The organism is Streptomyces sp. NPDC025638 (genome assembly GCF_055558775.1).
The window spans coordinates 364124-388189 of the sequence record NZ_JBVHLX010000008.1 but is presented as its reverse complement, the minus strand read 5'-3'; the positions used below and the strand labels follow the sequence as shown (position 1 = coordinate 388189).

The 24066-nt window shown below is 72.3% G+C and carries 24 protein-coding genes and 1 pseudogene; 17 read left to right on the top strand and 8 right to left on the bottom strand.

Annotated elements, in window-relative coordinates:
* The first annotated feature begins 252 nt into the window (after positions 1–252).
* The 8 genes from ACZ4EG_RS22980 to ACZ4EG_RS22945 all read left to right on the top strand — a co-directional run bounded on the left by ACZ4EG_RS22980 (position 253) and on the right by ACZ4EG_RS22945 (position 8011).
* Positions 253–1386 (top strand): ParA family protein, encoded by a 1134-nt coding sequence (locus tag ACZ4EG_RS22980; protein WP_263207123.1) that lies wholly within the window; start codon positions 253–255, stop codon positions 1384–1386.
* The gene (locus tag ACZ4EG_RS22975) at positions 1371–1955 is read left to right on the top strand and encodes a hypothetical protein (RefSeq protein ID WP_467791862.1); all 585 of its coding nucleotides are present in this window, start codon (positions 1371–1373) and stop codon (positions 1953–1955) included. Before ACZ4EG_RS22980 ends, ACZ4EG_RS22975 begins: the two co-directional genes overlap by 16 nt.
* A gap of 605 nt (positions 1956–2560) precedes the next feature.
* Positions 2561–3589 (top strand): segregation and condensation protein A, encoded by a 1029-nt coding sequence (locus ACZ4EG_RS22970; protein WP_467791884.1) that lies wholly within the window; start codon positions 2561–2563, stop codon positions 3587–3589.
* Positions 3586–4236, top strand: coding sequence for an SMC-Scp complex subunit ScpB (gene scpB, locus ACZ4EG_RS22965; protein WP_263207119.1), 651 nt, complete (start codon positions 3586–3588; stop codon positions 4234–4236). The genes ACZ4EG_RS22970 and scpB overlap by 4 nt, the downstream gene beginning before the upstream one ends.
* Positions 4237–4248: 12 nt before the next feature.
* Positions 4249–5316 (top strand): pseudouridine synthase, encoded by a 1068-nt coding sequence (locus ACZ4EG_RS22960; RefSeq protein WP_453550056.1) that lies wholly within the window; start codon positions 4249–4251, stop codon positions 5314–5316.
* Positions 5317–5498: 182 nt separating this feature from the next.
* Entirely contained in the window at positions 5499–6218 is a 720-nt protein-coding gene (locus ACZ4EG_RS22955) for an NUDIX hydrolase (RefSeq protein ID WP_467791861.1), read from the top strand.
* The gene (locus ACZ4EG_RS22950) at positions 6215–7234 is read left to right on the top strand and encodes an ADP-ribosylglycohydrolase family protein (protein WP_453550050.1); all 1020 of its coding nucleotides are present in this window, start codon (positions 6215–6217) and stop codon (positions 7232–7234) included. Before ACZ4EG_RS22955 ends, ACZ4EG_RS22950 begins: the two co-directional genes overlap by 4 nt.
* A 3-nt stretch (positions 7235–7237) precedes the next feature.
* Positions 7238–8011, top strand: a complete 774-nt coding sequence (locus tag ACZ4EG_RS22945; protein WP_453550047.1) for a nucleotidyltransferase domain-containing protein — start codon at positions 7238–7240, stop codon at positions 8009–8011.
* Here ACZ4EG_RS22945 and ACZ4EG_RS22940 read toward each other — a convergent pair.
* From ACZ4EG_RS22940 to ACZ4EG_RS22930, 3 genes are read right to left on the bottom strand one after another with little or no spacing between them, the layout of a single operon-like run.
* Positions 7983–8429 (bottom strand): Rieske (2Fe-2S) protein, encoded by a 447-nt coding sequence (locus ACZ4EG_RS22940; protein ID WP_467791860.1) that lies wholly within the window; start codon positions 8427–8429, stop codon positions 7983–7985. The genes ACZ4EG_RS22945 and ACZ4EG_RS22940 overlap by 29 nt on opposite strands.
* Positions 8426–9001 carry a DUF6529 family protein gene (locus tag ACZ4EG_RS22935; RefSeq protein WP_467791859.1) on the bottom strand — a complete coding sequence of 192 codons (576 nt, stop codon included), beginning with the start codon at positions 8999–9001 and terminating at the stop codon, positions 8426–8428. Before ACZ4EG_RS22935 ends, ACZ4EG_RS22940 begins: the two co-directional genes overlap by 4 nt.
* Positions 9002–9017: 16 nt before the next feature.
* On the bottom strand, positions 9018–9665 hold the full coding sequence (locus ACZ4EG_RS22930; protein WP_467791858.1) for a hypothetical protein: 648 nt from the start codon (positions 9663–9665) through the stop codon (positions 9018–9020).
* Positions 9666–9904: 239 nt separating this feature from the next.
* On the opposite strand from ACZ4EG_RS22930, the gene aroH reads away from it, so the two are divergent.
* The 5 genes from aroH to der all read left to right on the top strand — a co-directional run bounded on the left by aroH (position 9905) and on the right by der (position 14421).
* Complete coding sequence (aroH, locus tag ACZ4EG_RS22925) at positions 9905–10267, top strand: chorismate mutase (protein ID WP_263207106.1); 363 nt, start codon at positions 9905–9907, stop codon at positions 10265–10267.
* The gene (locus tag ACZ4EG_RS22920; RefSeq protein ID WP_453550037.1) at positions 10264–11349 is read left to right on the top strand and encodes a prephenate dehydrogenase; all 1086 of its coding nucleotides are present in this window, start codon (positions 10264–10266) and stop codon (positions 11347–11349) included. The genes aroH and ACZ4EG_RS22920 overlap by 4 nt, the downstream gene beginning before the upstream one ends.
* 157 nt (positions 11350–11506) lie before the next feature.
* Complete coding sequence (gene cmk, locus ACZ4EG_RS22915) at positions 11507–12202, top strand: (d)CMP kinase (RefSeq protein WP_390712195.1); 696 nt, start codon at positions 11507–11509, stop codon at positions 12200–12202.
* On the top strand, positions 12199–12870 hold the full coding sequence (locus tag ACZ4EG_RS22910) for a lysophospholipid acyltransferase family protein (protein WP_453550034.1): 672 nt from the start codon (positions 12199–12201) through the stop codon (positions 12868–12870). Before cmk ends, ACZ4EG_RS22910 begins: the two co-directional genes overlap by 4 nt.
* Before the next feature lie 72 nt (positions 12871–12942).
* Positions 12943–14421, top strand: a complete 1479-nt coding sequence (gene der / locus ACZ4EG_RS22905; protein ID WP_453550032.1) for a ribosome biogenesis GTPase Der — start codon at positions 12943–12945, stop codon at positions 14419–14421.
* Positions 14422–14482: 61 nt separating this feature from the next.
* Here der and ACZ4EG_RS22900 read toward each other — a convergent pair whose 3' ends face one another.
* Both ACZ4EG_RS22900 and ACZ4EG_RS22895 read right to left on the bottom strand, forming a co-directional pair.
* Entirely contained in the window at positions 14483–14899 is a 417-nt protein-coding gene (locus ACZ4EG_RS22900; RefSeq protein ID WP_453550029.1) for a hypothetical protein, read from the bottom strand.
* A gap of 76 nt (positions 14900–14975) precedes the next feature.
* Positions 14976–15761 carry a hypothetical protein gene (locus ACZ4EG_RS22895; RefSeq protein ID WP_390712197.1) on the bottom strand — a complete coding sequence of 262 codons (786 nt, stop codon included), beginning with the start codon at positions 15759–15761 and terminating at the stop codon, positions 14976–14978.
* Positions 15762–16303: 542 nt separating this feature from the next.
* On the opposite strand from ACZ4EG_RS22895, the gene ACZ4EG_RS22890 reads away from it, so the two are divergent.
* A complete protein-coding gene (locus ACZ4EG_RS22890; protein WP_467791857.1) occupies positions 16304–17011 on the top strand; it encodes a LysM peptidoglycan-binding domain-containing protein in 708 nt (235 codons plus the stop codon).
* A 79-nt stretch (positions 17012–17090) separates the two neighbouring features.
* Here ACZ4EG_RS22890 and ACZ4EG_RS22885 read toward each other — a convergent pair whose 3' ends face one another.
* The 3 genes from ACZ4EG_RS22885 to ACZ4EG_RS22875 are packed head-to-tail and all read right to left on the bottom strand — an operon-like array spanning position 17091 to position 20862.
* Positions 17091–17735, bottom strand: coding sequence for an ABC transporter ATP-binding protein (locus ACZ4EG_RS22885; protein WP_467791856.1), 645 nt, complete (start codon positions 17733–17735; stop codon positions 17091–17093).
* Positions 17732–20386 (bottom strand): branched-chain amino acid ABC transporter permease/ATP-binding protein, encoded by a 2655-nt coding sequence (locus tag ACZ4EG_RS22880; protein ID WP_467791883.1) that lies wholly within the window; start codon positions 20384–20386, stop codon positions 17732–17734. The genes ACZ4EG_RS22885 and ACZ4EG_RS22880 overlap by 4 nt, the downstream gene beginning before the upstream one ends.
* A complete protein-coding gene (locus ACZ4EG_RS22875; protein WP_453550022.1) occupies positions 20374–20862 on the bottom strand; it encodes a hypothetical protein in 489 nt (162 codons plus the stop codon). The genes ACZ4EG_RS22880 and ACZ4EG_RS22875 overlap by 13 nt, the downstream gene beginning before the upstream one ends.
* Positions 20863–20985: 123 nt before the next feature.
* Here ACZ4EG_RS22875 and ACZ4EG_RS22870 point away from each other — a divergent pair, with 123 nt between their 5' ends.
* The 3 genes and pseudogenes from ACZ4EG_RS22870 to ACZ4EG_RS22860 form a co-directional block, all read left to right on the top strand.
* Positions 20986–21558: an MTB12 C-terminal domain-containing protein gene (locus tag ACZ4EG_RS22870; protein WP_453550020.1), complete on the top strand. Its 573-nt coding sequence runs from the start codon at positions 20986–20988 to the stop codon at positions 21556–21558.
* On the top strand, positions 21527–22819 hold the full coding sequence (locus ACZ4EG_RS22865; protein WP_467791855.1) for an ABC transporter substrate-binding protein: 1293 nt from the start codon (positions 21527–21529) through the stop codon (positions 22817–22819). The genes ACZ4EG_RS22870 and ACZ4EG_RS22865 overlap by 32 nt, the downstream gene beginning before the upstream one ends.
* A gap of 43 nt (positions 22820–22862) precedes the next feature.
* A pseudogene (locus tag ACZ4EG_RS22860) lies at positions 22863–23825 on the top strand (helix-turn-helix transcriptional regulator); the annotation flags it as partial.
* Between the last annotated feature and the right edge of the window lie 241 nt (positions 23826–24066).

Here is a 24066-nt window from a genome sequence, read left to right as displayed (position 1 = left end):
CCCTTCGACCGATTCGCACACCGGTGAAACCTGCCGTGCGACGGCCGTACGCCCTTGACAGAGGGATGTTTCATTGCCGACACATCCTGCCGGGTCCGGCGGATTGTGTTGCTGCGGACCGCCGACACGCCATAGAGTCGCCAACCGTCGGCATGGTGCCACGCTGACCTGTCTAGAAGTTTCCTGGTCACCAAGGAGGTAAGACGACTTGTGAATGAGTCGACATTTTCTCCCGGGGGTGGTCAACCAGGAATGCCGGTACGGGCCCAGGGCCCCGCGGGGTTCGAGGCTGTCGGCTCTGTCGCGGTGCGTACCTTCGCCCAACAGAGTCACCGGTCTGCAGGGGTGACTCACTCAGCACACCAGAGCATGGATGGCCATCACGTGAACGCCATGGCCGGCGACGGAAGTGGCGCGCCCCACAACCAACTCGCCGACTACGACGAACTGCCCGAGGGGCACTTCTACGACCCCGACGCCGAATACGAGCCGGACCCGGAGTACGCGGCCACGCTCGCGCCCGACGCTGCCCGCCAGCGCCGTGAGCGCATCGGCCCGACCGGGCGCCCGCTGCCGTACTTCCCGATCCCGGGCCCGCTGACCGACCACGGCCCCGCGAAGATCATCGCGATGTGCAACCAGAAGGGCGGCGTCGGCAAGACGACGTCGACCATCAACCTGGGTGCCGCGCTCGCGGAGTACGGCCGGCGTGTACTGCTCGTGGACTTCGACCCGCAGGGCGCGCTGTCGGTGGGTCTCGGCGTCAACCCGATGGAGCTCGACCTCACCGTCTACAACCTGCTCATGGAGCGGGGCATGTCCGCGGACGAGGTCCTCCTGAAGACGGCGGTCCCCAACATGGACCTGCTGCCCAGCAACATCGACCTGTCGGCCGCCGAGGTGCAGCTGGTCTCCGAGGTCGCGCGCGAGTCCACGCTCCAGCGTGCGCTCAAGCCGCTGATGGACGACTACGACTACATCGTGATCGACTGCCAGCCCTCGCTCGGTCTGCTGACCGTCAACGCGCTGACGGCCGCGCACAAGGTGATCGTGCCGCTGGAGTGCGAGTTCTTCGCCCTGCGTGGTGTCGCGCTGCTCACCGAGACCATCGAGAAGGTCCAGGAGCGGCTCAACCCGGAGCTGGAGCTCGACGGGATCCTCGCGACGATGTACGACTCGCGCACGGTCCACAGCCGTGAGGTGCTGGCCCGTGTGGTCGAGGCGTTCGACGATCACGTCTACCACACGGTCATCGGCCGCACGGTCCGCTTCCCGGAGACCACGGTCGCCGGTGAGCCGATCACCACGTACGCCTCCAACTCCGTCGGTGCCGCCGCCTATCGCCAGCTCGCCAGGGAGGTGCTCGCCCGGTGTCACGCCGAGTGAGTCTGCCGGGGGCCGACGAACTGTTCCGTACGACAGGGGGAATGGCGCTCCAGCCGTCCACTCCCCGGCGCCCGGCCAACGGCGAGGCCCGGGTGCCGGCTCCCGCGGGGGAGAGTGACGCCGCGGCCGCCGCGGCGGAGGATGTGCCGCCGTCGGTGCCCGTGCAGGGCGGTGACGGCGACGGCGCGGAGCATGTGGCCGCGGAGGCGGAGCCGACCGACGCGGGCGAGTCCCGCAGCCGGTCCGCCTCGGCGGAGCGGTCGGAGCGGCGGCAGGCGGCGCAGGAAGGTTCTGCCGCCTCCTCCGCCGGCGCGCAGCCCCGCAAGCGCGGGAGCCGTGCGGCGGCGCGGCGCCCCAGCGGGCGGGAGCGGCACGACGAGAAGATCACGGTGTATGTGTCGGCCGAGGAACTGATGGACCTGGAACACGCCCGGCTGGTGCTCCGTGGCGAGCACGGGCTGGCCGTCGACCGCGGACGCATCGTCCGCGAGGCGGTCGCGGTGGTGCTGGCCGACCTGGAGTCCCGGGGAGAAGCGAGCATCCTGGTACGGCGGCTGCGCGGCCGGTAGTCGGCTCGGTGGGCGGTAAGCGATAGCCTGCGACGGCCATGACCTCGAACGACGTTCCCGCCCCCGGCCCCTCGGCCGGCCGCAGACGTGCCCTGGGGCGGGGACCGGGCGCCGCGCAGGCAGCTCAGCCAGGGGCTCCCACGCACCCCTCGAAGCCAAACCCCGAGCCACCCACCCCGGCCACGGAATCCGAAGCAGCCACGCCGCCCCGAAGCCCGTCTCCCGCCCCCGAGGCCACCTTCCCTGAGCCCGAGCCGGAGGGTTCGCGGTCTGGGTCCGTTGTGTCGGAGGCGGGGCACGCCTGGCCCGAGGCGGTCCTTCCTCAGCCCGAGTCGGAGGGCTCGGCGACAGAGCCGGGGATCTCCGTGACCGGGACTGTCCCCCCGGGCTCCGAACGTGCGGGCCTTCTTTCCGAGCCCGAGCCCGGACCGGATGGCTGGCGGTCTGGTTCCGTGGTGTCAGAGCGGGGGATCTCCGAGTCAGAGACCGTGGTCCTGGACCGCGAGCAGGGGACGCCCGAGCCTGCGGCTGCGCTTCCGCCCCGCGAGCCGGGGCTCGCCCGGCCCGAGGCCGTCCTCCCTGGGGCCGGGGCGGAGGGTTCGTCGGTGGGGCCGGGGATCTCCGTGACCGGGACTGTCCCCCTGGGCTCCGAACGTGCGGGCCTTCTTGCCGAGGCTGGCTCCGTGGTGCCGGGACGTGAGCCGGGGCTCTCCCGGACCGGGGTGGTCCTCCCCGGGGCCGGGCCGGGTCTTGTACCGGTCGGGGTGGAGTCTGCGCAGGTGCGGTCGGCAGGTGTCTCCTCCGGGGAGGATGCCGCGGTCGTCGACGGTGTGTTCAAGGTGCGGCTTGCCAACTTCGAGGGGCCCTTTGATCTGCTTCTCCAGTTGATCTCGAAGCACAAGCTGGACGTCACCGAGGTCGCCCTCTCCAAGGTGACCGACGAGTTCATGGCGCACATCCGGGCGATGGGGCCGGACTGGGACCTGGATCAGACGACCGAGTTTCTCGTCGTCGCCGCCACGCTGCTCGACCTCAAGGCCGCCCGGCTGCTGCCCGCCGCCGAGGTCGAGGACGAGGCCGACCTGGCCCTGCTGGAGGCCCGGGACCTGCTGTTCGCGCGGCTGCTGCAGTACCGGGCGTACAAACAGATCGCGGACATCTTCAATTACCGCCTCGATCAGGAGGCCCGCCGCTACCCCCGTACCGTCGGCCTCGAACCGCAGCACGCCGAGCTGCTGCCCGAGGTCGTCATCAGCATCGGACCCGAGGGGTTCGCCAAGCTCGCCGTCAAGGCGATGCAGCCCAAGGCCAAGCCCCAGGTGTACGTCGACCACATCCACGCCCCGCTGGTCAGCGTGCAGGAGCAGGCCGGGATCGTCGTCGCACGGCTCAGGGAGATGGGAGAGGCCAGCTTCCGGGTCCTCGTCGAGGACACCGACGACACCCTGACCGTCGTGGCCCGTTTCCTGGCCCTGCTGGAGCTGTACCGCGAGAAGGCCGTCGCGCTGGATCAGGAGACCGCCCTCGGGGACCTGATCGTGCGGTGGACCGGTGGGGACAGCGACGAGACACCGCGGGTGACCGACGAGTTCGATCGGCCGCCCGAGGAGCCCAAGGAGGAGAAGAAGGCGTGAGCGAGGAGATCACCGACGTCCCGGCGGGTCTGCGCACCGTCGCCGACCTCGACCTCAAGCCCGCACTGGAGGCGGTCCTCATGGTCGTGGACGAACCCGCGACCGAGGAGCACCTCTCGAAGATCCTCCAGCGGCCGAGGCGGCAGATCGCGGACGCGCTGCGCGAGCTGGCCGACGAGTACACGGTCCAGGGGCGGGGATTCGAGCTGCGGCTCATCGCCGGCGGCTGGCGTTTCTACACCCGCCCCGAGTACGCCGCTGCCGTCGAGGGCTTCGTCCTGGACGGCCAGCAGGCCCGCCTCACCCAGGCCGCGCTGGAGACCCTGGCCGTCGTCGCCTACCGCCAGCCGGTGAGCCGCAGCCGCGTCTCGGCCGTACGCGGAGTGAACTGCGACGGTGTGATGCGCACCCTCTTGCAGCGCGGTCTGGTCGAGGAGGCGGGCACGGAACCTGAAACAGGTGCGATCCTGTACAGGACGACGAACTACTTCCTGGAGCGGATGGGCCTGCGCGGTCTGGACGAACTCCCGGAGCTCGCGCCCTTCCTCCCGGAGGCGGAGGCGATCGAGGCCGAGACCCAGGAGGGCGTACCGTCGTTCGACCCGGACGCGCCCGACGCGCCCGGCGGTCAGGACGCAGACGACTAAGACGGAAACTTGATGCGAAGCAGCGGCAGCGGCAAGAGCGGCGGGCGCGGGAACTACCGCGGTGCCGGCAACAACAGGGACGAGCGGCAGGGGCAGGGCCGTCCCCGCAAGCCCCGTCCCGAGGAGCGCCGCTACGACGTGGGCCCCGGCGCCACGAAGGACGGCCCCAAGGCGGGGCGCGGCGGCGCCGCCCGCGGCGGTGCCAAGGGCGGGCCCAAGCAGTCCCAGCAGGGCGGCGGCGGGCGTACGGCTCCGGGGCGCTCCCGCGAGTACGAGGCGCGGGCCGAGGAGCGCAACCGCGAGCGGTACGCGGGCAAGAAGGACGTCAAGCTGCCCAAGACCTTCCCGGGCGCCGAGCAGGAGGGCGAGCGGCTGCAGAAGGTCCTCGCGCGCGCGGGCTACGGCTCCCGGCGTGCCTGCGAGGAGCTCATCGAGCAGGCGCGCGTCGAGATCAACGGCGAGATCGTCCTGGAGCAGGGCCGCCGTGTCGACCCGGAGAAGGACGAGGTCAAGGTCGACGGCCTGACGGTGGCGACCCAGTCGTACCAGTTCTTCTCGCTGAACAAGCCCGCCGGTGTCGTGTCGACGATGGAGGACCCCGAGGGGCGCCAGTGCCTCGGCGACTACGTCACCAACCGTGAGACGCGGCTCTTCCACGTCGGCCGGCTCGACACCGAGACCGAGGGCGTCATCCTGCTCACCAACCACGGCGAGCTGGCCCACCGTCTGACCCACCCCAAGTACGGCGTGAAGAAGACCTATCTCGCGGCCATCGTGGGCCCGATCCCGCGCGATCTCGGCAAGCGCCTGAAGGACGGCATCCAGCTGGAGGACGGCTACGCGCGCGCGGACCACTTCCGGGTCGTCGAGCAGACCGGCAAGAACTACCTCGTCGAGGTGACCCTCCACGAGGGCCGCAAGCACATCGTGCGCCGGATGCTCGCCGAGGCCGGCTTCCCGGTCGAGAAGCTGGTGCGGACCTCCTTCGGCCCGATCACCCTGGGCGACCAGAAGTCGGGCTGGCTGCGGCGGCTGTCGAACACCGAGGTCGGCATGCTGATGAAGGAGGTCGACCTCTAGGAGGGCTCTCAGCGGCTCTGGGGCGGCCGGTACCGGGTTTCCCGGTGCCGGCCGCTTCCGTGTGCGTGCAAGGCGCTCAGGGGGCAGCTGAGGGCTTGCGGTGGTGGGGCTGGGTTATTTATAGTCGTAGTGACTATTAGTCGCTCCGACCATGAAGCCCTGACCATGAAGGAGGCGAGACCGTGGAGGGCTACGACAAGTACGCCCACGAACCCTTCGCCGTCACCGTCGACCTCGCCGTCCTCACCCTGCGCGCGAACGCGTTGCACGTGCTGCTCGTCGAGCGGGGCCAGGAACCCTTCGCCGGCCACTGGGCGCTGCCCGGCGGCTTCGTGCTGCCGGACGAGTCCGCCGAGACGGCTGCCCGGCGTGAACTCGCCGAGGAGACCGGCCTGTCGGACGTCTCCGGACTGCATCTGGAACAGCTGCGCACCTACAGCGAGCCCGGCCGCGACCCCCGGATGCGGGTCGTGTCGGTCGCGTTCGCCGCGCTGCTGCCCGACGCGCCCGAGCCGCACGGCGGCGGCGACGCGGCCCAGGCCCGCTGGCTGCCGTACGACGCCGCCCGGCCGCTCGCCTTCGACCACGACCGGATCCTCGCCGACGCCCGCGAACGCGTCGGCGCCAAGCTCGAGTACACCTGCCTCGCCACCGCCTTCTGCCCGCCCGAGTTCACCCTCGGCGAGCTGCAGCGGGTCTACGAGACGGTGTGGGGTACGGCGCTCGACCGTCCCAACTTCCGCCGCAAGGTGCTGGCCACACCGGGGTTCGTCGAGCCCGTGCCCGGGGCCGCGCGGCTGACCGGCGGCCGCGGCAAACCGGCCGCCGTGTACCGCGCGGGCACCGCCACCGCCCTGCACCCACCCCTGCTCCGACCGTCCCGGGAAGGACGCCCAGCATGACCACCACCGTGAACAAGCGTGCCGCCACCGGATCCCTGCTGGGCCTCGCCCTCGGGGACGCGCTCGGCTTCCCCACCGAGTTCAACGACGTCCCGTCGATCCTCGCCAAGTGCGGACCCTGGCGGGAGATGGAGCTGCCGAAGCGCGCCTTCGTCTCCGACGACACCCAGATGACGCTGGCGCTGGGCCGCGGGCTGCGCACGGCCATGGACCGCGGGGTGCTCGCGCCCAAGCGGCTGGAGCGGCCGCTGCGCGAGGAGTTCGTGGACTGGTACCAGTCGCCGGAGAACAACCGGGCTCCCGGGCGCACCTGCCTGACCGCGTGCAGCCTCCTCAAGGAGGAGGGGCGGGCCTGGCAGGACGCCAGCCAGATCGGCTCCAAGGGCTGCGGCGCCAACATGCGCGTCGCGCCGATCGGACTCGTCCCCGGCCTCAGCGACGAACAGCGCGCCGGCGCCGCCCAGTTGCAGTCCGCGCTGACCCACGGGCATCCGACGGCACTGGCCGCCTCCGACCTCACCGCCCGCGCCGTACGGCTGCTCGCCCACGGCACCGAGCCCACCGGCCTGGTCGGACTGCTGCGCTCGTACGCCCTCGACAACCGCACCCGCTACCACCACACCTGGCTCGGCGACCTGTGGACCCGCTCGCAGGACCCCTCGCCCGAGCACTTCATCGCGCGCGGCTGGGACGAGTGCCTGGAGATCCTGGGCCGTCTCCAGGAGGCCGTGCGCACCGCCTCGCCCGAGGCCGACCCGTGCCTGGCCACGGGCGCGGGCTGGATCGCCGAAGAGGCCCTGGCGACCGGCCTGCTGTGCTTCCTGCTCTTCGTCGACGAACCGGTCACCGCCCTGCGCCGGGCCGCGTGCAGCTCCGGCGACTCGGACTCCATCGCCTGCCTGACCGGCGCCTTCGCGGGCGCCCACCTGGGCGCGGACGCCTGGCCGACCGCGTGGGCGGACCGGATCGAATACGGGGGAGACCTGCTCACCCTGGGGGCGCTCTGGGACGCTTAGCCCATGATCGACGATCTCGACCTGGACCTGACGCCCGTCATCGCCGAACAGCCGGACCCCCTGCTGTTCGCGACCGTCTCCGGCGCGCATCTGTACGGCTTCCCCTCGCAGGACTCCGACCTGGACCTGCGGGGCGTCCATCTGCTGCCCTCCGCCGACCTGGTGGGGCTGCGGGAGCCGGACGAGACGCGGTCACGGACCTGGGTCCGCCATGGCGTCGAGTTGGACCTCGTCACTCACGATCTGCGCAAGTTCGTACGACTGATGCTGCGCCGCAACGGCTACGTGCTGGAGCAGCTGCTCTCACCCCTGGTCGTGCACACCACCGACGCGCACAGCGAGCTGGCCGAGCTCGCGGCCGGCGTCCTCACCCGTCATCACGCCCACCACTACCGGGGGTTCGCGGTGACGCAGTGGCGGCTGTTCGAGAAGACCGGTGAACTCAAGCCGCTGCTCTACACGTTCCGGGCGCTGCTCACCGGCATCCATCTGATGCGCAGCGGGCAGGTGCAGGCCCATCTGCCCACGCTCGCCGCGGGACCGGACGCGCCCGCGTGTCTGCCGGAGCTGATAGCGGCGAAGGCGGAGCGGGAGCACGGGGCCGCCGAGGTCGATCACGCGCGCGTGGAGGCCGACGTGGAACGCCTGCACTCCGTGCTCGACGAGGCCCAGAGCGCCTCGGAGCTGCCCGACGTGCCCAGCGCCCATGACGCCCTGCACGACTTCGTGGTGCGCGTCCGGCTCGGGGTCACGCCAGGTGGATCGTCTCCCCGTTGACCTTGATGTTCTCCGGCGGCAGCGGCTCGGTCGCCGGGCCGTGGGCCACCGCGCCGTCGCTGATGTCGAACTTGCTGCCGTGACAGGGGCAGTCGATCGTGCGGTCCGCGACCCGGGCCACGGTGCAGCCCCGATGGGTGCAGACGGCCGAGAAGGCCTTGAACTCGTTCTGGCTCGGCTGGGTGACCACGACCTTCTGTTCCTTGAAGATCGTGCCGCCGCCGACCGGGATCTCGCTGGTCTTCGCCAGCGCCTGCCCGGCGGTGGCGCCCGCGGACGGTCCGGACTCCTTCGTCCCGGACTCCTTCTTCTCGCCGGAGCTCGTGCTCTCGCCGTATTTGCTGCACCCCACGCAACCCGCCGCGAGCGCCGCCGCGCCGGTCGCGAGAGCCGTGCGCCGCGTCGAGTCGTGCGTCATGTCGTCACTCCGAACGTGCGGAAGAACCAGAAGGCCGAGGTCAGCCAGATGACCGTGAGAACGGCGAACACCAGTCCGCCGACGACCGGCAGCAGCCAGCCGGGAAGTCGCTCCGAGCGGAGCAGCAGCATCTTGGCACTGAAAGCACCGAAGAAGAAGCAACCCAGGAAGGAGTGCCACAAAACGCGCGGTTCATACGTCTGATAGCCCAATGCGTACAGACAGTGCACCGCCACCGGGACCGCCACCAGGAACGCCACCCGGCCCGACCAGCGGTGCAGCACCGGCGTCCAGCCCGGCCCGGGCAGCTTCCCGTACATCATCAGCGCCGAGACCAGCTGGATCACCGCGAAGAAGACCGCAGTGGTCGCCAGCCACGACTTCACGGCGCCCGTGCTGGTGAACCCGGCGAGATTGAAGGCGGTCCCCGCCGGATGGTGGACCTTTCCGTACACACCGAGGGCGACCGCGACGGCGGCGGCCACCAGCGCCGGGACGAGATAGCGGGCCGGGTGCGGGCGCGCCTCGGGCGAGGGGAAGCCCTGGGTGGCGGCGTTCGGGTCGACGGTCATGGTCGGCTCCCTCCGGTCACGGGGTCACGGGACGTGCCGTCAGCCGCTCGCCGTCGACCGTTACCGCGCCGGTCGCCGGGTCGATGCGGGGCGCGGCGCCTGCCTTGCCGTCGCGGCTGAGGATGCCGACCTGGCGGCCGTCGGACAGCACGATCCAGCCGCCGTCGATCTTCGCGCCGCGCACGGTGGCCGTCGCACGGTAGAGCCCGGACGGCTTGACCGCCTTGTCGGCGGTGAAGGCGTAGTGGCCGCCGGCGAGGTCCACCGTGCCGCGGAGCTGCCGGCCCTCCTGGAGCCGGCCGTTCAGCTCGGCGCCGTGCCGTCCGGTCAGCCGCATGCTGCCGTCGTCCGCAACGTCGCCCTTCAGCCACGCCTCCTTGCGGCGGCCGTCGCAGAAGTACGCGATCGCCTTGCCGCCGCGGATCGACACGGCCACCGAGGAGGAGTCGTCGTCGGTGCGGCCCGCGTAGGAGGCGTCGGCGATCCGGGTGCGGGACGGGGTGGGAGTGGCTGACGCGACGGATCCGGCCGGCGTCGGGACGGGCGACCGCTCCTTGTACGTGGGCACCGTGTGCCTCGTCCCCGTCGTCGCGTCGAGCGTCAGCAGGAACAGGCCGAGCAGCAGACCCGCGAGCAGGGTCAGCAAAGGTCCGGGACGTTTCATGACGGGCCTCCCCCGAGGCGTGCTTCCTGACATCAGAGCGGACCGGCGGCCCCGGCGTAAAGAGGCGCACGGGGGTGTTCTCACATCAAGTAGCGGGATACGGCGATATGGATGAGATTGGGACGGTTCACCGCTCGGGGTGACCGTCTCAGCGGGCGGGCGCCGCCCACCGCACCGGCCCGCCCTGACTACGCTGGACGGACCAAGAGCCGATACGCATCTCAGCAAGGAGCAGCACCGTGGCGGTACGAGCGGTCCGGGGGGCCGTCCAGCTGGAACGGGACGAGGCCGGCCACATGGACGAGCAGGTCGGAGCCCTGCTCACCGCCGTCCTGGAGCGGAACGGGCTGAGCGTGGACGACCTGATCAGCATCTGGTTCACGGCCACTCCCGATCTGCACAGCGACTTCCCGGCGGCCGCCGCCCGCAAGCTCGGCATCGTCGACGTGCCGCTGATCTGCGCCCAGGAGCTGGACATCGAGGGCGCCATGCCCCGGGTGGTCCGCGTCCTCGCCCACATCGAGTCGGAGCGGCCCCGCGCCGACATCGCGCATGTCTACCTCGGCGCCGCGGCCGCCCTGCGCAAGGACATCGCCCAGTGAGGACCGCTCTCGTCATCGGCACCGGCCTCATCGGCACGTCCGCCGCGCTCGCCCTGACCCAGCGGGGCGTGACCGTCCACCTCGCCGACTACAACCCCGAGCAGGCCCGTACGGCGGCCGCGCTGGGCGCCGGCACGGACGAGGCCCCGGAGGGTCCCGTCGACCTCGCCGTCGTGGCCGCCCCGCCCGCACATGTGTCCGCGGTCCTCGCCGACGCCATGCGCCGCAACGTGGCCCGCGGCTATCTCGACGTGGCCAGCGTCAAGGGCGGTCCGCGCCGCGAGCTGGAGTCGCTGGGCCTCGACCTGTCGTCGTACATCGGCACGCACCCCATGTCGGGCCGGGAGAAGTCCGGCCCGCTGGCCGCGAGCGGCGACCTCTTCGAGGGCCGCCCCTGGGTGCTGACGCCCACCCGTGACACCGACACCGAGGTGCTGAACCTCGCCCTGGAGCTCGTCTCGCACTGCCGGGCGGTGCCGGTGGTCATGGACGCCGACGCCCACGACCGTGCCGTCGCCCTGGTCTCCCACATGCCCCACCTGGTCTCCAGCATGGTCGCCGCGCGCCTGGAGCACGCCGAGGAGACGGCCGTACGGCTGTGCGGCCAGGGCATTCGGGACGTGACCCGGATCGCCGCGTCCGACCCCCGGATGTGGATCGACATCCTGTCCGCGAACCCCGGTCCGGTCGCCGATCTGCTCGCCGACGTCTCCGCCGACCTCGACGAGACCGTCCGTGCCCTGCGCGCCCTGCAGTCGACCGACGACGCCAAGCGGCAGGAGGGCAGCTCCGGGATCGAGGACGTGCTGCGGCGGGGGAACGCGGGGCAGGTCCGGGTGCCCGGCAAGCACGGGTCCGCTCCGCGGATCTACGAGACGGTCGCCGTGCTCATCGACGACCAGCCCGGCCAGCTGGCCCGTATCTTCGCCGACGCGGGGCGGGCCGGCGTCAACATCGAGGACGTGCGCATCGAGCACGCGACCGGGCAGCAGGCCGGTCTGGTGCAGCTGATGGTGGAGCCGAAGGCGGCCGTGGCGCTGGCCGCCGCGCTGCGGGAGCGGGGCTGGGCGATCCGGCAGTAGGGCGCCCGGCGCCGCCGGTGCGGCCGTGGTGTGCGCCACGGTGCTGCGAGGTCCCGCACCTCTCGCGTCCGGACGAGTGACGCGCACCCAGTAACCTTGTGCGGGGCGCCCTCGCGTCCCGCACACCCGCCACACCGCACCAGGAAGGTGTCCCCCCGTGGAAAACGGCGCCGCCCGGACCGCCCTGCCCGTGATCGTCGCGATCGACGGCCCCTCCGGCACGGGCAAGTCGAGCACGTCGAAGGCCGTGGCCTCGAAGCTCGGCCTGAGCTACCTGGACACCGGGGCCCAGTACCGGGCGATCACCTGGTGGATGGTGAACAACGGCATCGACCTGGAAGACCCCACCGCGATCGCCGCCGTGGCGGGCAAGCCGGAGATCGTCTCGGGCACCGACCCGGCCAACCCCACGATCACGGTCGACGGCGTCGACGTGGCCGGCCCGATCCGCACCCAGGACGTCACCTCCAAGGTCAGCGCGGTCAGCGCGGTGCCCGAGGTGCGCGCCCGGATCACCGAGCTGCAGCGCACGCTGGCCGCCACCGCCGAGGTCGGCATAGTGGTCGAGGGCCGTGACATCGGCACCACGGTGCTGCCGGACGCCGACCTGAAGATCTTCCTGACCGCCTCCCCGGAGGCCCGCGCCGCCCGCCGCAGCGGTGAGCTCAAGGGCGTGGACGTCCACGCCACCCGCGAGGCGCTGATCAAGCGTGACGCGGCCGACTCCAGCCGTAAGACCTCGCCGCTCGCCAAGGCGGGCGACGCGGTCGAGGTGGACACCACCGACCTCACGCTGCCGCAGGTCATCGAGTGCGTTGTCACCCTCGTCGAGGAGAAGCGGGCCGGAAAGTGACCGAAGCTGCTTCGGCGAGAGGCGCCGAGGTCGGGCGGCGCATCGGCGTCGGCCTGATGTACGGGCTGTGGAAGCCCCGTGTGCTGGGCGCGTGGAAGGTGCCCGCGACCGGCCCGGTGATCTTTGCCGTCAACCACTCCCACAACATCGACGGCCCGATGGTCATGGGCGTGGCGCCCCGGCCGACGCACTTCCTGATCAAGAAGGAGGCGTTCGTCGGTCCGCTCGGCCGGTTCCTGACCGGCATCGGCCAGGTGAAGGTGGACCGCGAGGGCACCGACCGCACGGCGATCGCGCGGGCGCTGGGCGTGCTGGAGGCCGGGGAAGTGCTCGGCATCTTCCCGGAGGGCACCCGGGGCGACGGCGACTTCGCCTCGCTGCGTGCGGGCCTCGCCTACTTCGCGGTCCGCAGCGGCGCCCTGATCGTGCCCGTGGCCGTGCTGGGAAGTTCCGAGCGGCAGGGACGGTTGATGAAGGGACTGCCCCCGCTGCGCTCCCGCGTCGACGTCGTCTTCGGCGACCCCTTCGAGGCGGGCGACGGCAGCGGACGACGCACGCGCAGGGCGCTGGACGAGGCGACCGAGCGCATCCAGAAGCAGCTCACCGAGCACCTGGAAAACGCCAGGCGCCTGACCGGGCGCCAGGCGACACTGAGTAGTGAACGCTAGGCGACACTGAGTAGTGGATCAGCCCTTACGGGGTGCTCCACCGATCACCACGATGAACGAGGTACGGACTTCATGAACGACGACATCCATTCCGAGGGTTCGCTCGAAGAGCATGACCACGGAGCGCTTGGCGACGCCGAGTACGCGGAGTTCATGGAGCTCGCCGCGGAAGAGGGCTTCGACATCGCGGACGTCGAGGGCGCCATCGAGGCGGCGGGCCACGGCCCGCTGCCCGTGCTCGCCGTCGTCGGCCGGCCCAATGTCGGCAAGTCGACCCTGGTGAACCGGATCATCGGCCGCCGCGAGGCGGTCGTCGAGGACAAGCCGGGCGTCACCCGCGACCGTGTGACCTACGAGGCCGAGTGGGCGGGCCGCCGCTTCAAGGTCGTCGACACCGGCGGCTGGGAGCAGGACGTCCTCGGCATCGACGCCTCCGTGGCCGCCCAGGCCGAGTACGCGATCGAGGCGGCCGACGCGGTCGTCTTCGTCGTCGACGCCAAGGTCGGCGCGACCGACACCGACGAGGCCGTCGTACGTCTGCTGCGCAAGGCCGGCAAGCCCGTGGTGCTGGCCGCCAACAAGGTCGACGGACCGAGCGGCGAAGCGGACGCCGCGTACCTGTGGTCCCTCGGGCTCGGTGAGCCGCACCCGGTCTCCGCGCTGCACGGCCGCGGCACCGGCGACATGCTGGACGCCGTCCTGGAGGTGCTGCCGGACGCGCCCGAGCAGACCTTCGGCACCGCCGTCGGCGGCCCGCGCCGCATCGCGCTGATCGGCCGCCCGAACGTGGGCAAGTCCTCGCTGCTGAACAAGGTCGCGGGCGAGGAGCGCGTCGTCGTCAACGAACTCGCGGGCACCACCCGTGACCCGGTCGACGAGCTGATCGAACTGGGCGGCGTGACCTGGAAGTTCGTCGACACCGCCGGCATCCGCAAGCGGGTCCACCTCCAGCAGGGCGCCGACTACTACGCCTCGTTGCGCACCGCGGCGGCGGTGGAGAAGGCCGAGGTGGCCGTCGTCCTGATCGACGCCTCCGAGAACATCTCCGTGCAGGACCAGCGGATCATCACCATGGCCGTCGAGGCGGGCCGCGCGATGGTCATCGCCTACAACAAGTGGGACAACCTCGACGAGGAGCGCCGCTACTACCTGGAGCGCGAGATCGAGACCGAGCTCGGCCAGGTCGCCTGGGCGCCGCGGGTCAATGTCTCCGCGCGCACCGGCCGCCACATGGAGAAGCTGGTCCCGGCGATCGAGACCGCGCTCGCGGGCTGGGAGACGCGCGTGCCGACCGGCCGCCTCAACGCCTTCCTCGGCGAACTGGTCTCGGCCCACCCGCACCCGGTCCGGGGCGGCAAGCAGCCGCGCATCCTGTTCGGCACCCAGGCCGGCACCAAGCCCCCGCGGTTCGTGCTGTTCGCCTCCGGCTTCATCGAGGCGGGCTACCGCCGCTTCATCGAGCGCCGACTGCGCGAGGAGTTCGGCTTCGAGGGGACGCCGATCCATATCTCGGTGCGGGTGCGCGAGAAGCGCGGTACGAAGAAGAGGTGACGGCAGGCGAAAGGGCGGCCCTTGGCGAAGGGCCGCCCTTTCGCATGTCACACACCCCGGCTCACATACCCCGGCGTGGTCCCGGTGGCAGCGCCGCAGGAACATGGTGCATCCCGCTGTCGTGCCGCCCGATCGTCCCGACCCGCTGCCACTGCGCCTGCTGCTGCCCGGTGCCGTGGCGGGCGCTGTACGCACCCGCGCTGTACGCGCTGTACGAGTTCGAGCCGTGCGACCCCGTGCCGTACGTTCCCGTGCCATAGGCGCCGGCGTTGTGCGGGGCGATTCCGAAGGCGACGAACCCCAGTTCCTCCTCGCCGCTGCGGTCGCCCGGCAGTGCCCGGAGCATCTTGACCCACTCCGCGTAGAGCATGTCGTAGATGGGGGTCGGCGATGACACGGCCGCGCTCTCCTGCGCCGCCCGTGCGGACGGGATCGAGGAGAAGGACGGACGGCGGGGAGGAACGTCGTATGCGTGCACGTATGTCCAAACGACCGTGTGCGGGAAGAGATGCGGTCGTGGGGTGCCCCTTCGAGGGTGCGGGGCCGCTTCGCCGTCAGGTACCGGCGAGCGGCAGCGCCGCCGCGACGAGCTTCCCGTTGGCCGCCGCCTTGTCGAGCGCGTCCCGCAGCAGGTCCTCGCGGGGCTGACGCCCGATGGAGCCGACCGGAGCCGCGAACAGCAGCACCTGCTGGTGCTTGTTCGCCGCTGCCCGCCAGCCGTCCGTGACCTGCAGCGGCTGGTGCGCCTGCCACCAGGCGACCGGCTGACCGCCGTGGGTTCCGGGCTGGAGCACCGCGTGCAGCTGGCCCACCGCCAGCAGCACCGACCACCCGTGCAGCACCGGGGGCACCGCGCTGATCTGGGTCACCGGCATGTAGCCCTGCTCGATGAGCAGCGGCAGGAAGTCGTCGCCCACGCCCGTGGTGCCGGGCCGCACGATCGGCGTGGTCGGCTCCACGACGAGCGCCGGGTGCAACTCCCCGGCGATCAGCACCAGTCCGCTGGTGACGCCGAGCACGGCCTGCTCGGGCACGGCCCGGTGCGCGTCTCCGCCGGGGGCGCTGTCCCCGTTGATGGAGCGGACCGCGCCCTGCAACTGCTCCTCGGTGACCTGGACGACCTGCGAGGGCAGGCAGGTGGCGTGGGCGAAGGCGAGGACGGCGGTCTCGTCCCCGATGAACAGGACGGTGCTGGTGCGCTCCTGCTCGGAGTCGCCCGGGGTGCGGCAGGACGTGCAGTCGTAACTGCCCGGGGCGTTCTCTCCGGCGAGCAGCCGGTCGGCTTCTTCGTCGCCGATCTCGGCGCGTACGGCGTCGCTGACGTCGAGCATGCGCGGCACGGTGGCTCCCTCGGGATGCGTGCGTGAAGGGCCGGGTGGCTCCCGGTCCATGAGCCCCGGGGGGATCCGGGCTCATGAAGGAGACAACGGGCGATCTGTGGCGGGGGTCACGCCCGGAGGGGAACGGAATCGAACCATCCACCGCACAGGGTCACATGCGGTACGGAATCGCCCACTCAAAGTCAACTCTTCGAATGGCAAAGGACTTTGGATCGGTGAAGTGGGTCACAGATCACCCGAGGAGCTGGTCGACAAATCAGGAAATCAGCGAATGAAGTGGGTGGCCGAAAATCGCCGATACCTGAGGTAACGGTGAACTGGCCTGGAATGACAAGGACTTGGTTGATAGCGGGTGGCCACGCTCCGTACATTCCTCCGCCGTGTGCAACGAGCACCGCTCGGGTACGTCCGCCGGCCGCGCACCAGGCAAGCAAGATCGCAGCACCGGCTCAGGCGGACGGGGCGAGCGCGAGCGACCGCGTCCATGCGCGGCGGCCGCGCCCCGCCTGTGGGGGACCCCGGGTCCGTGGAGAGGGAATTACATGTCCGAATGTGCCGATACCACTCGCAACAACGTCCGTGACGACAGCACCCGCGGCGAGACCGCCCGCAGGGCGCGTACGACGGCGGTCCTCGCCGGGGCGGCACTGCTCGCTCCGCTCGGGCTGCTGGCCGCCACCGGCAACGCCGCGGCGGCGGACGGCGGAGTGTGGGACCGCATCGCCCAGTGCGAGAGCGGCGGCAACTGGCACATCAACACCGGCAACGGCTACTACGGCGGACTCCAGTTCTCCGCCGGCACCTGGCGTGCCTACGGGGGCACGGCCTACGCGCCGACCGCCGACCGGGCCAGCAGGACCCAGCAGATCGCCGTGGCCACCAAGGTCCAGCACGCCCAGGGCTGGGGTGCCTGGCCGACCTGTTCGGCCCGGGCCGGAGCGTACGGCGCCGCACCCGCGGCGGGCTCCTCCGGTACGGCGGGCACCAAGAGCACGAACACCAGGAGCACCAACACCACGAAGGCCGCCCCGGCCAAGCCGTCGAAGGCGCCGAAGCGTTCGACCGGCCACACCAACCGCGGCTCGTCGCGCGACTCGTCCGGCGGCAACTACACCGTTCGCAAGGGCGACACGCTCAGCGGCATCGCCGCCCGGCACGGGACCACCTGGCAGCGGCTCTACGCCGCCAACAAGTCCGTCATCGGCGGTGATCCCGACATGATCGTGCCCGGGCAGCGCCTCTCGCTCTGAGCCGCTCCCCCTGTCCCGGGCACGACGCCCCACCCGGTCCACCGACCGGGTGGGGCGCTGTCCTTCGGCGACGGCGGCCTCAGGGGCGGACGGCTCCCTCGCCCGCCTCGCCGCCGAACACGACAGCCCCGCGGCGCAGTTCGTACACGAACGCGGGCCGCCCGCGCAGCACCGGCGGCAGCCGCTGCTCGGCGACCACGACACACGCGTCGAGCGCGCTCAGCAGCTCGTACGTGCGCGCCGCCACCGCAGGGGACATGCCCTGCGCGGGCTCGTCGACGAGCAGCACACGCGCCCGTGCCAGCAGGGCACGGGACAGCGCGAGCATCCGCTGCTCACCGCCGGACAGGGTGCCCGCGCGGCGGTGGAGCAGAGGGCGCAGCCGCGGATAGGCGTCGAGCGCGCAGTCGTACGCGGGCGCCATGAGTTCCAGGTTCTCCCGTACGGTCAGCGACCCGAACACGGCCTGCCGCTCGGGAACCAGGAACAGCCCGCACCGGGCCCGTTCGTACGCGGGCACACGGGTCACGTCGACGCCGTCCCACACCACCGCCCCGCCGGACAGCGGCACGGTTCCGGCGAGCGCGCGCAGCACGGTGCTGCGACCGGAACCGTTGCGGCCCAGCAGTACGGTCAGCCCCGGGCCCGGCGCGGCGAGGCTGACACCGTGCAGGGCCTCCAGGGGGCCGTAGCGCACGCGCGCGTGGCGCAGTGAGACGGTCATGGCCCGGCCGCCGCTTCGAGGGAGTCCAGCACCTGGCGGGGCGGGCCGGACGCGACGATGCGGCCCGCCGTCATGACATGCACGACGTCGGCGATACCGGCGACCAGGTCGAGGTCGTGCTCGACGACCAGCAGGGCGGTGCCGTCGGCGGCCAGCGCGTCCAGCACCCGGGCCAGCGCGGCCACTTCGACGGTGTCGAGCCCCGCGGCGGGCTCGTCGAGCAGCAGCACGCAGGGGCCGCCGGCCAGCGCCCGGGCCAGCTCGACCCGGCGCAGCGTGCCGGTGGGCAGCCCCGCGGCGGGCAGCGTCCGCACCGGCCCGTCGAGCCCGGCCAGCCGCAGCGCCCGCTCCACCGCGCCGGGGTCGGCGAGCCGGCCCTGCTCGGCACCCACCCGGACGTTCTCGGCCACGGTCAACGACGGGAACACGGCCAGCTGCTGGAAGGTCCGCGCGATCCCGAGCCGGGTGCGGGCGTGGGCCGGCAGCCGGGTGATGTCCCGGCCACCGAACACGACCTGTCCGCGCGCGGGCCGCAGCGTCCCGGCCAGACAGTGGAACAGTGTGCTCTTTCCCGCCCCGTTGGGCCCGACGACGGCGGTGACCCGTCCGGGCCGGACCTCCAGATCGACACCGTCGAGGGCGGTGAAGCCGTCGTAGCGGGCGTGCAGGCGACGGGCGGCGAGCAGCGGGACCGCGGGGGGCGGGAGCGCGGCCGCCTCGGCCGTCGGGCGCGGCACGGCGGTGGCGCGGGACGGCCGCGGGCCGATGTGCGCGATGTGCGGCGCCGCCCGCGCGGCCGGCGGCCGCAGTCTCGCGCGCGCCCTCGTCCCCACCGCCGTGAGCTGGGCCCCGCGCCGCGGGCGCAGCCGCTGCCCGGCCGCACGCAACGCCTCGTACGGCCCGCCGGGGAACCGTCCGACCAGCACCGCCAGCACCCCGATCAGCGCCGCCGCCACCCCGCCCCGGGCCCCCGCGTCGAGCCCCACCAGAAGGGCCGCGGCGGCCAGGGCGCCCAGGGTGCTGTCCGCGCCCAGGACCACGACCGCGGCGAACCAGAGGAGTCCGCGCACGGGGTCGTACGCGCCGGGGTCGAACGCGCGCTGCCCCATGCCGAGCATGCCGCCACCGAGAGCGGCCAGGGCGGCGCCCGAGACGAAGGCGAGGAGCTTCAGGGACGGGACCCGGACGCCCGCCGCCGACGCGCCCGCCTCGTGGTCCCGCATGGCGGCGAGGGCGCGTCCGGTGCGGCCCCGGCGCAGAACGTGGGTCGCCAGCAGCGCGGCGGCCAGCAGAGCCAGTTCCAGGACGTAGTACGCGCGATCCCCGTCGAGGCCGGCCGGGCGGTCCAGCGACAGCCCGGAGGTGGCGTACGGCTGCGCGAAGACGAAGCGGCTCACCCCGACGCCCACCGCGAACGTGGCCAGCGCCAGGGCCAGGCCGTGGCGGCCGATGGCGGGCCAGCCGGTCAGCAGGCCGAGCGGTGCGACCAGGGCCACCGCCACGGCCAGCGCCGCCAGTTCGGGCAGCCGTGGCAGGCCCGGGAAGCGGCCCGCCGCGAGCAGCGCCGTGAACAGGGCGCCCAGCCCCGCGTACGCCGCCTGCCCGAGGGAGATCTGTCCACCGCGGCCGGTGACGACCACCAGGGACAGCAGGATCACGCCGAGCGCCGGTACCTGGACCGAGGTGTGCAGGTCCGAGCCCGCGAAGCCGAGCGGCAGCAGGAACAGCGCCACGGCCACGATCCAGGCGCCGGGCGGGGTCGGCACGCGCGCGGTGGCCGAGCGCGGCAGGGCGTCGCGCGTGCCGATGCCCGGCAGGACCAGGGCCGCGACCAGGAGCGCCACGACGAAGAGATTCGCCCCGACCGCCTGGAGCAGCTGCCCGCCCCAGCCCGCCGGGTGCAGCCGCGTCAACTGGCTCTGCCCGACCCCGATGCCGAGCGCCACCAGCACCGCAAGGGACAGGCTGCGCATCCGCGCGGCCACCGCGACCGCGACCACCTCCATGACGAGCAGCGGCAGACCGTACGGGTCGAGACGCACGTACGGCGCGAGCAGCGCGCCCGTCAGGCCCGCGGTGAACGAACCGAACGCCCAGCCCGCCGCGGCCACCCGGTCCGCGTCGATGCCGCCCAGCACCGCCAGCTGACGGTCGTCCACCACCCCCCGCAGCTCCCGCCCGAACCGGGTCCACCGGACGACCACGCCGACGCCCACCGCGAGCAGCAGCGCCACCGCCAACTGCCCCCACGGGTCCGCCGACACCAGCTCCGGCGCGTCGTCCCGTGCCCCCTGCCCCCACACCAGCGCCGCCCCGCCCACCAGCAGCACGAACACCCCGATGGACGCCACCAGGGTCTGCGCCGGATCGCCGCCCAGCACCGACAGCGGCCGGAAGACGAGACGTTCCAGCACCACACCGATCCCCGGCGCCAGCACGAGCAGCGTCGCCACCGCCCCGAGCCACAGCGGCCACCCCCACTCCACCACCGACTCCCGCAGCACGTACGCGCACACCATCGCGATCGCCCCGTGCGCGAAGTTGAGCACGCCGGTCGCGCGGTACGTCACGACCAGACCGATCCCGGTGAGCGCGGCGGCGCTGCCCACGGAGAGACCGGCGAGTGTGAGGTCGTACGTCAGCGAGGACACGGGTCCGCCGCGGAATCCGGCTCGCAGATCGGGCACGGGCCGAGCGCACCGCTCGCCAGCAGCTTGCCGTCCACCGGGACCGCCCCCGGCTTCCCCGCCACCAACGGGCAGTCCGCGCGGTGGTACAGCGTGCCGCCCGGCACCATCAGCGTCTCCCCGCCGACCGCCACGCGCGCGGCCACCGACGGCTCCGCCTCCTCGGCGGCGACGGGTTCGGCGGCCACCAGCAGCCCGTACAACTCGTCCACGCGCGCCGCGGCGAGCGCGCTCCTGCCCTGTGTGAGCAGCACCGATCCGGCGATGATCAGAGCCGCGCCGGGTATCGTGCACGAGGCGAGATAGGGCAGTTGGCGCTCCGCGTACCGCTCGCCCGAGATGCCGTACCAGCCGATGACGCACAGCACGGCGCCCGCGGCCAGCGCGGCCCATCCGGCCCAGAGGACGGGGTGCACGGTCCGAGGTCGCGTTGTCCGCATCGCCGGCTCCCCCACGTCATGTATCTGTCCATGTCGGCCAATGGCTTGCACTATGCCCTCTGGAAGCTGACCCTGAAAGCTCCGGGCGCACATGGCCCGGACGGACACCCGGTGGTGAGCCAGATGGTTCTCGGGAGCGACGTCAGGCGGGGACACACGACGACAGGGCGCGGCCCACGGGCGGCGGGACGGGTCACGGCACTGGCGGCCGTCCTGGTCCTCGTCCTCGCCCCGGCCCTGGCGGCATGCAGCGACGAGAGCGGCGGCAGCCAGAGCGCGCCCCCGACGCCCTCCGTGGAGAGGACGACCAGCGCCCCGGCGACCGCGCCCGCCGATCCGGCGGCCGCCGAGAAGGAGATCAGGCAGAACTGGAAGAAGTTCTTCGACCCGGCCACCGCCACGAAGGACAAGCAGGCCGTCCTGGAGAACGGCGAGCGGATGTCCGCCGTGCTGAAGAGCTTCAACGGCGACAAGCGCGGCGGACAGGTCGCGGCCGAGGTGACCAAGGTCGAGTTCACCGGGCCGGCCGAGGCGACCGTGACGTACAGCCTGACCCTGAACGGTGCCACCGCCCTGCCCGACGCCTCCGGGACGGCCGTCCTCGAGCACGGCACCTGGAAGGTGTCCGACAACACGCTGTGCGCGCTGGTGCAGTTGAGCGGCGATGCCTCGCAGTCGGCGCACCCGGGCTGCTGAGACCGCTGTCGCGGTGCTGCTGCTCCTCGTGGGCACGGCCTGCGGCAGCCGGCTGCCCGAGAGCGACTTCGAGCACGACTCGCGGGCGCCCGCGCCCGGCGGCGGAGCGCCCCTGCGCGTCGGCATCATCACCAGCGCCACCAGCCCCGTCGGCGGCAACGCGTTCACCGGTCCGCGCGACGGCGCCAAGGCGTACTTCGACCGACTCAACGCGCGCGGGGGCATCGACGGCCGCCGGGTCGAGGTGCGGCTGTGCGACGACGGCGGCAGCGGGGTCGGCAACAACACGTGCGTGCACCGGCTGATCGACGAGGACAGGGTGGTCGCCCTGGTCGCCACCGCGTCCCTGGACTACGCGGGCGCCTCCCGCGTCTCCCACGCGCGCGTGCCCGACATCGGCGGCCAGCCGATCGGCGCCGCCTACGACACCTGGCCGCACCTGTACGGCATCTACGGCAGCCTGGCGCCCCGCGGCGGCACACCGGGCTGGGGCGGGCAGCTGTACGGCGGCACGGAGGTGTACCGCTACTTCAAGCGGGAGAAGGGCGCCCGCACGGCCGCGGTCGTCTCCTACAACCAGGCCGCGTCCGCCGCCTACGCCCGGCTCGTCGAGCGGGGACTGAAGGCCGAGGGCTACAAGGTGGTCCCCGAACAGGTCGACTTCGCGCTGCCCAACTTCCGTGCCGTCGCCGCCGATCTGAAGGAGCAGGGCGCCGACCTGGTCTTCGACGCCATCGACACGCACGGCAACGCCCAGCTGTGCAAGGCGATGGACGACGTCGGCGCCCGGGTCGTGGCCAAGGTGACCAACGTCCAGAACTGGACGTCCGACGTCCCCGAGGACTACAGGGACTCCCCGCGCTGCCGCAACGCCCTGTGGGTGACCGGGGCCAGCCGCAACTACGAGGACACCGGCGACGCGGCCGTACGGGAGTTCCGGGACGCGACCAAGGGGCTGAGCACGCACTCCCAGTGGCAGCTGGAGGGCTGGGCGGCCGCGAGGTGGTTCACCGACGCGGCCAGGGCCTGTGGGACGAAGGGCATCACGCGCGCGTGCGTGGACGACTTCGTCAGCCGCGGGCGCGACTACACCGCGGACGGCCTGCTGATCCCGGTGTCGTTCGAGCGGCTTCCCGAGCCGCCGAGGACACGCAGGGCATGCCTGTCGGTGGCCCGCTGGAAGGACGGCAGGGGCTGGGTGTCGCAGGGGGACATGAACAGCACCTGCTTCGACGTGCCGCAACTGCCCTACACGCCCTGATCGCGGACAGTGGTTGTCCGCGACGGCTGGCAGACTCGGCGCCATGTTGGAGACCTCGGCACGACTGCTGCGCCTGCTCTCGCTCCTCCAGGCCCACCGCGAATGGTCCGGCTCCGAGCTGGCCGAACGGCTGGGGGTCACCCCTCGCACGGTGCGCCGCGACGTGGACCGGCTGCGCGAGCTCGGCTACCCGGTCAACGCCAGCCCCGGCACCGGCGGCGGCTACCAGCTCGGCGCGGGGGCCGAACTGCCGCCGCTGCTCCTGGACGACGACGAGGCGGTCGCCGTCGCCGTGGGCCTGCGCACCGCCGCCGGGCAGGGCATCGAGGGCATCGGCGAGAGCTCCGTACGGGCCCTGGCGAAGCTGGAGCAGGTGCTGCCCGGCCGGCTGCGCCGCCGCGTGGGCGCCCTCAACGCCTTCACCGTGCCGATGCTGCGCGGACCGCAGCCCTCCACCGTCGACCCGGCCGTGCTCACGGAACTGGCCCACCTCTGCCGGGACGCGGAACGTCTGCGCTTCGAGTACCGGGACCACGACGGTGCCTCGACTCGCCGTACGGTCGAACCGCACCGCCTGGTGTGCACCGAGCACCGCTGGTACCTGGTCGCCTGGGACCTCGACCGCGAGGACTGGCGCACGTTCCGCGCCGACCGCATCACGCCGAAGCCGCCGCACGGCCCGCGCTTCACTCCGCGCGAGCCCCCTGCCGAGGACCTCGCCGCCTATGTCTCCCGGGGCGTCTCCACGCGCGCGTACGCCGCCCACGCCGCCGTCCGCCTGCTGGTGCCCCTGGAGGTCGCCGCCCAGCGGATCTCGCCCTCGGCGGGGATGCTGGAGGCCGACGGCGCCGAGGCCTGCGTCCTGCGCGCCGGCGCCCCGAATCTCGACGTGATGGTCATTCACGTGATGATGACGGGCTTCGACTTCGAGGTGCTGGAGCCGGCCGAGCTCACCGAGTCGATCGGGACGATACGGGACCGGCTGTCGCGCGCTCTGGAGCGGTCCGTGTGAGGGGCGCGTGGCCGTGAGCCGAGGCTCGGGCGGTACGGGGGATCTGTGCCGAAGCGGTGAAATTCTTATGCGGTGTCAGCTCCCGCGCGCGTCGTGGATTCGGAATGGAATCGGGTCCGACAACCGTCCGTGACCCGCGCTTCGGTCCCTTTCCGTCCGGCTTTTCGAAGGGCCGTCCCGACACGCGGGGAATTTCGCTCGAATGCGCCGGGAAGGCGCACGCAACCGCTCGGAC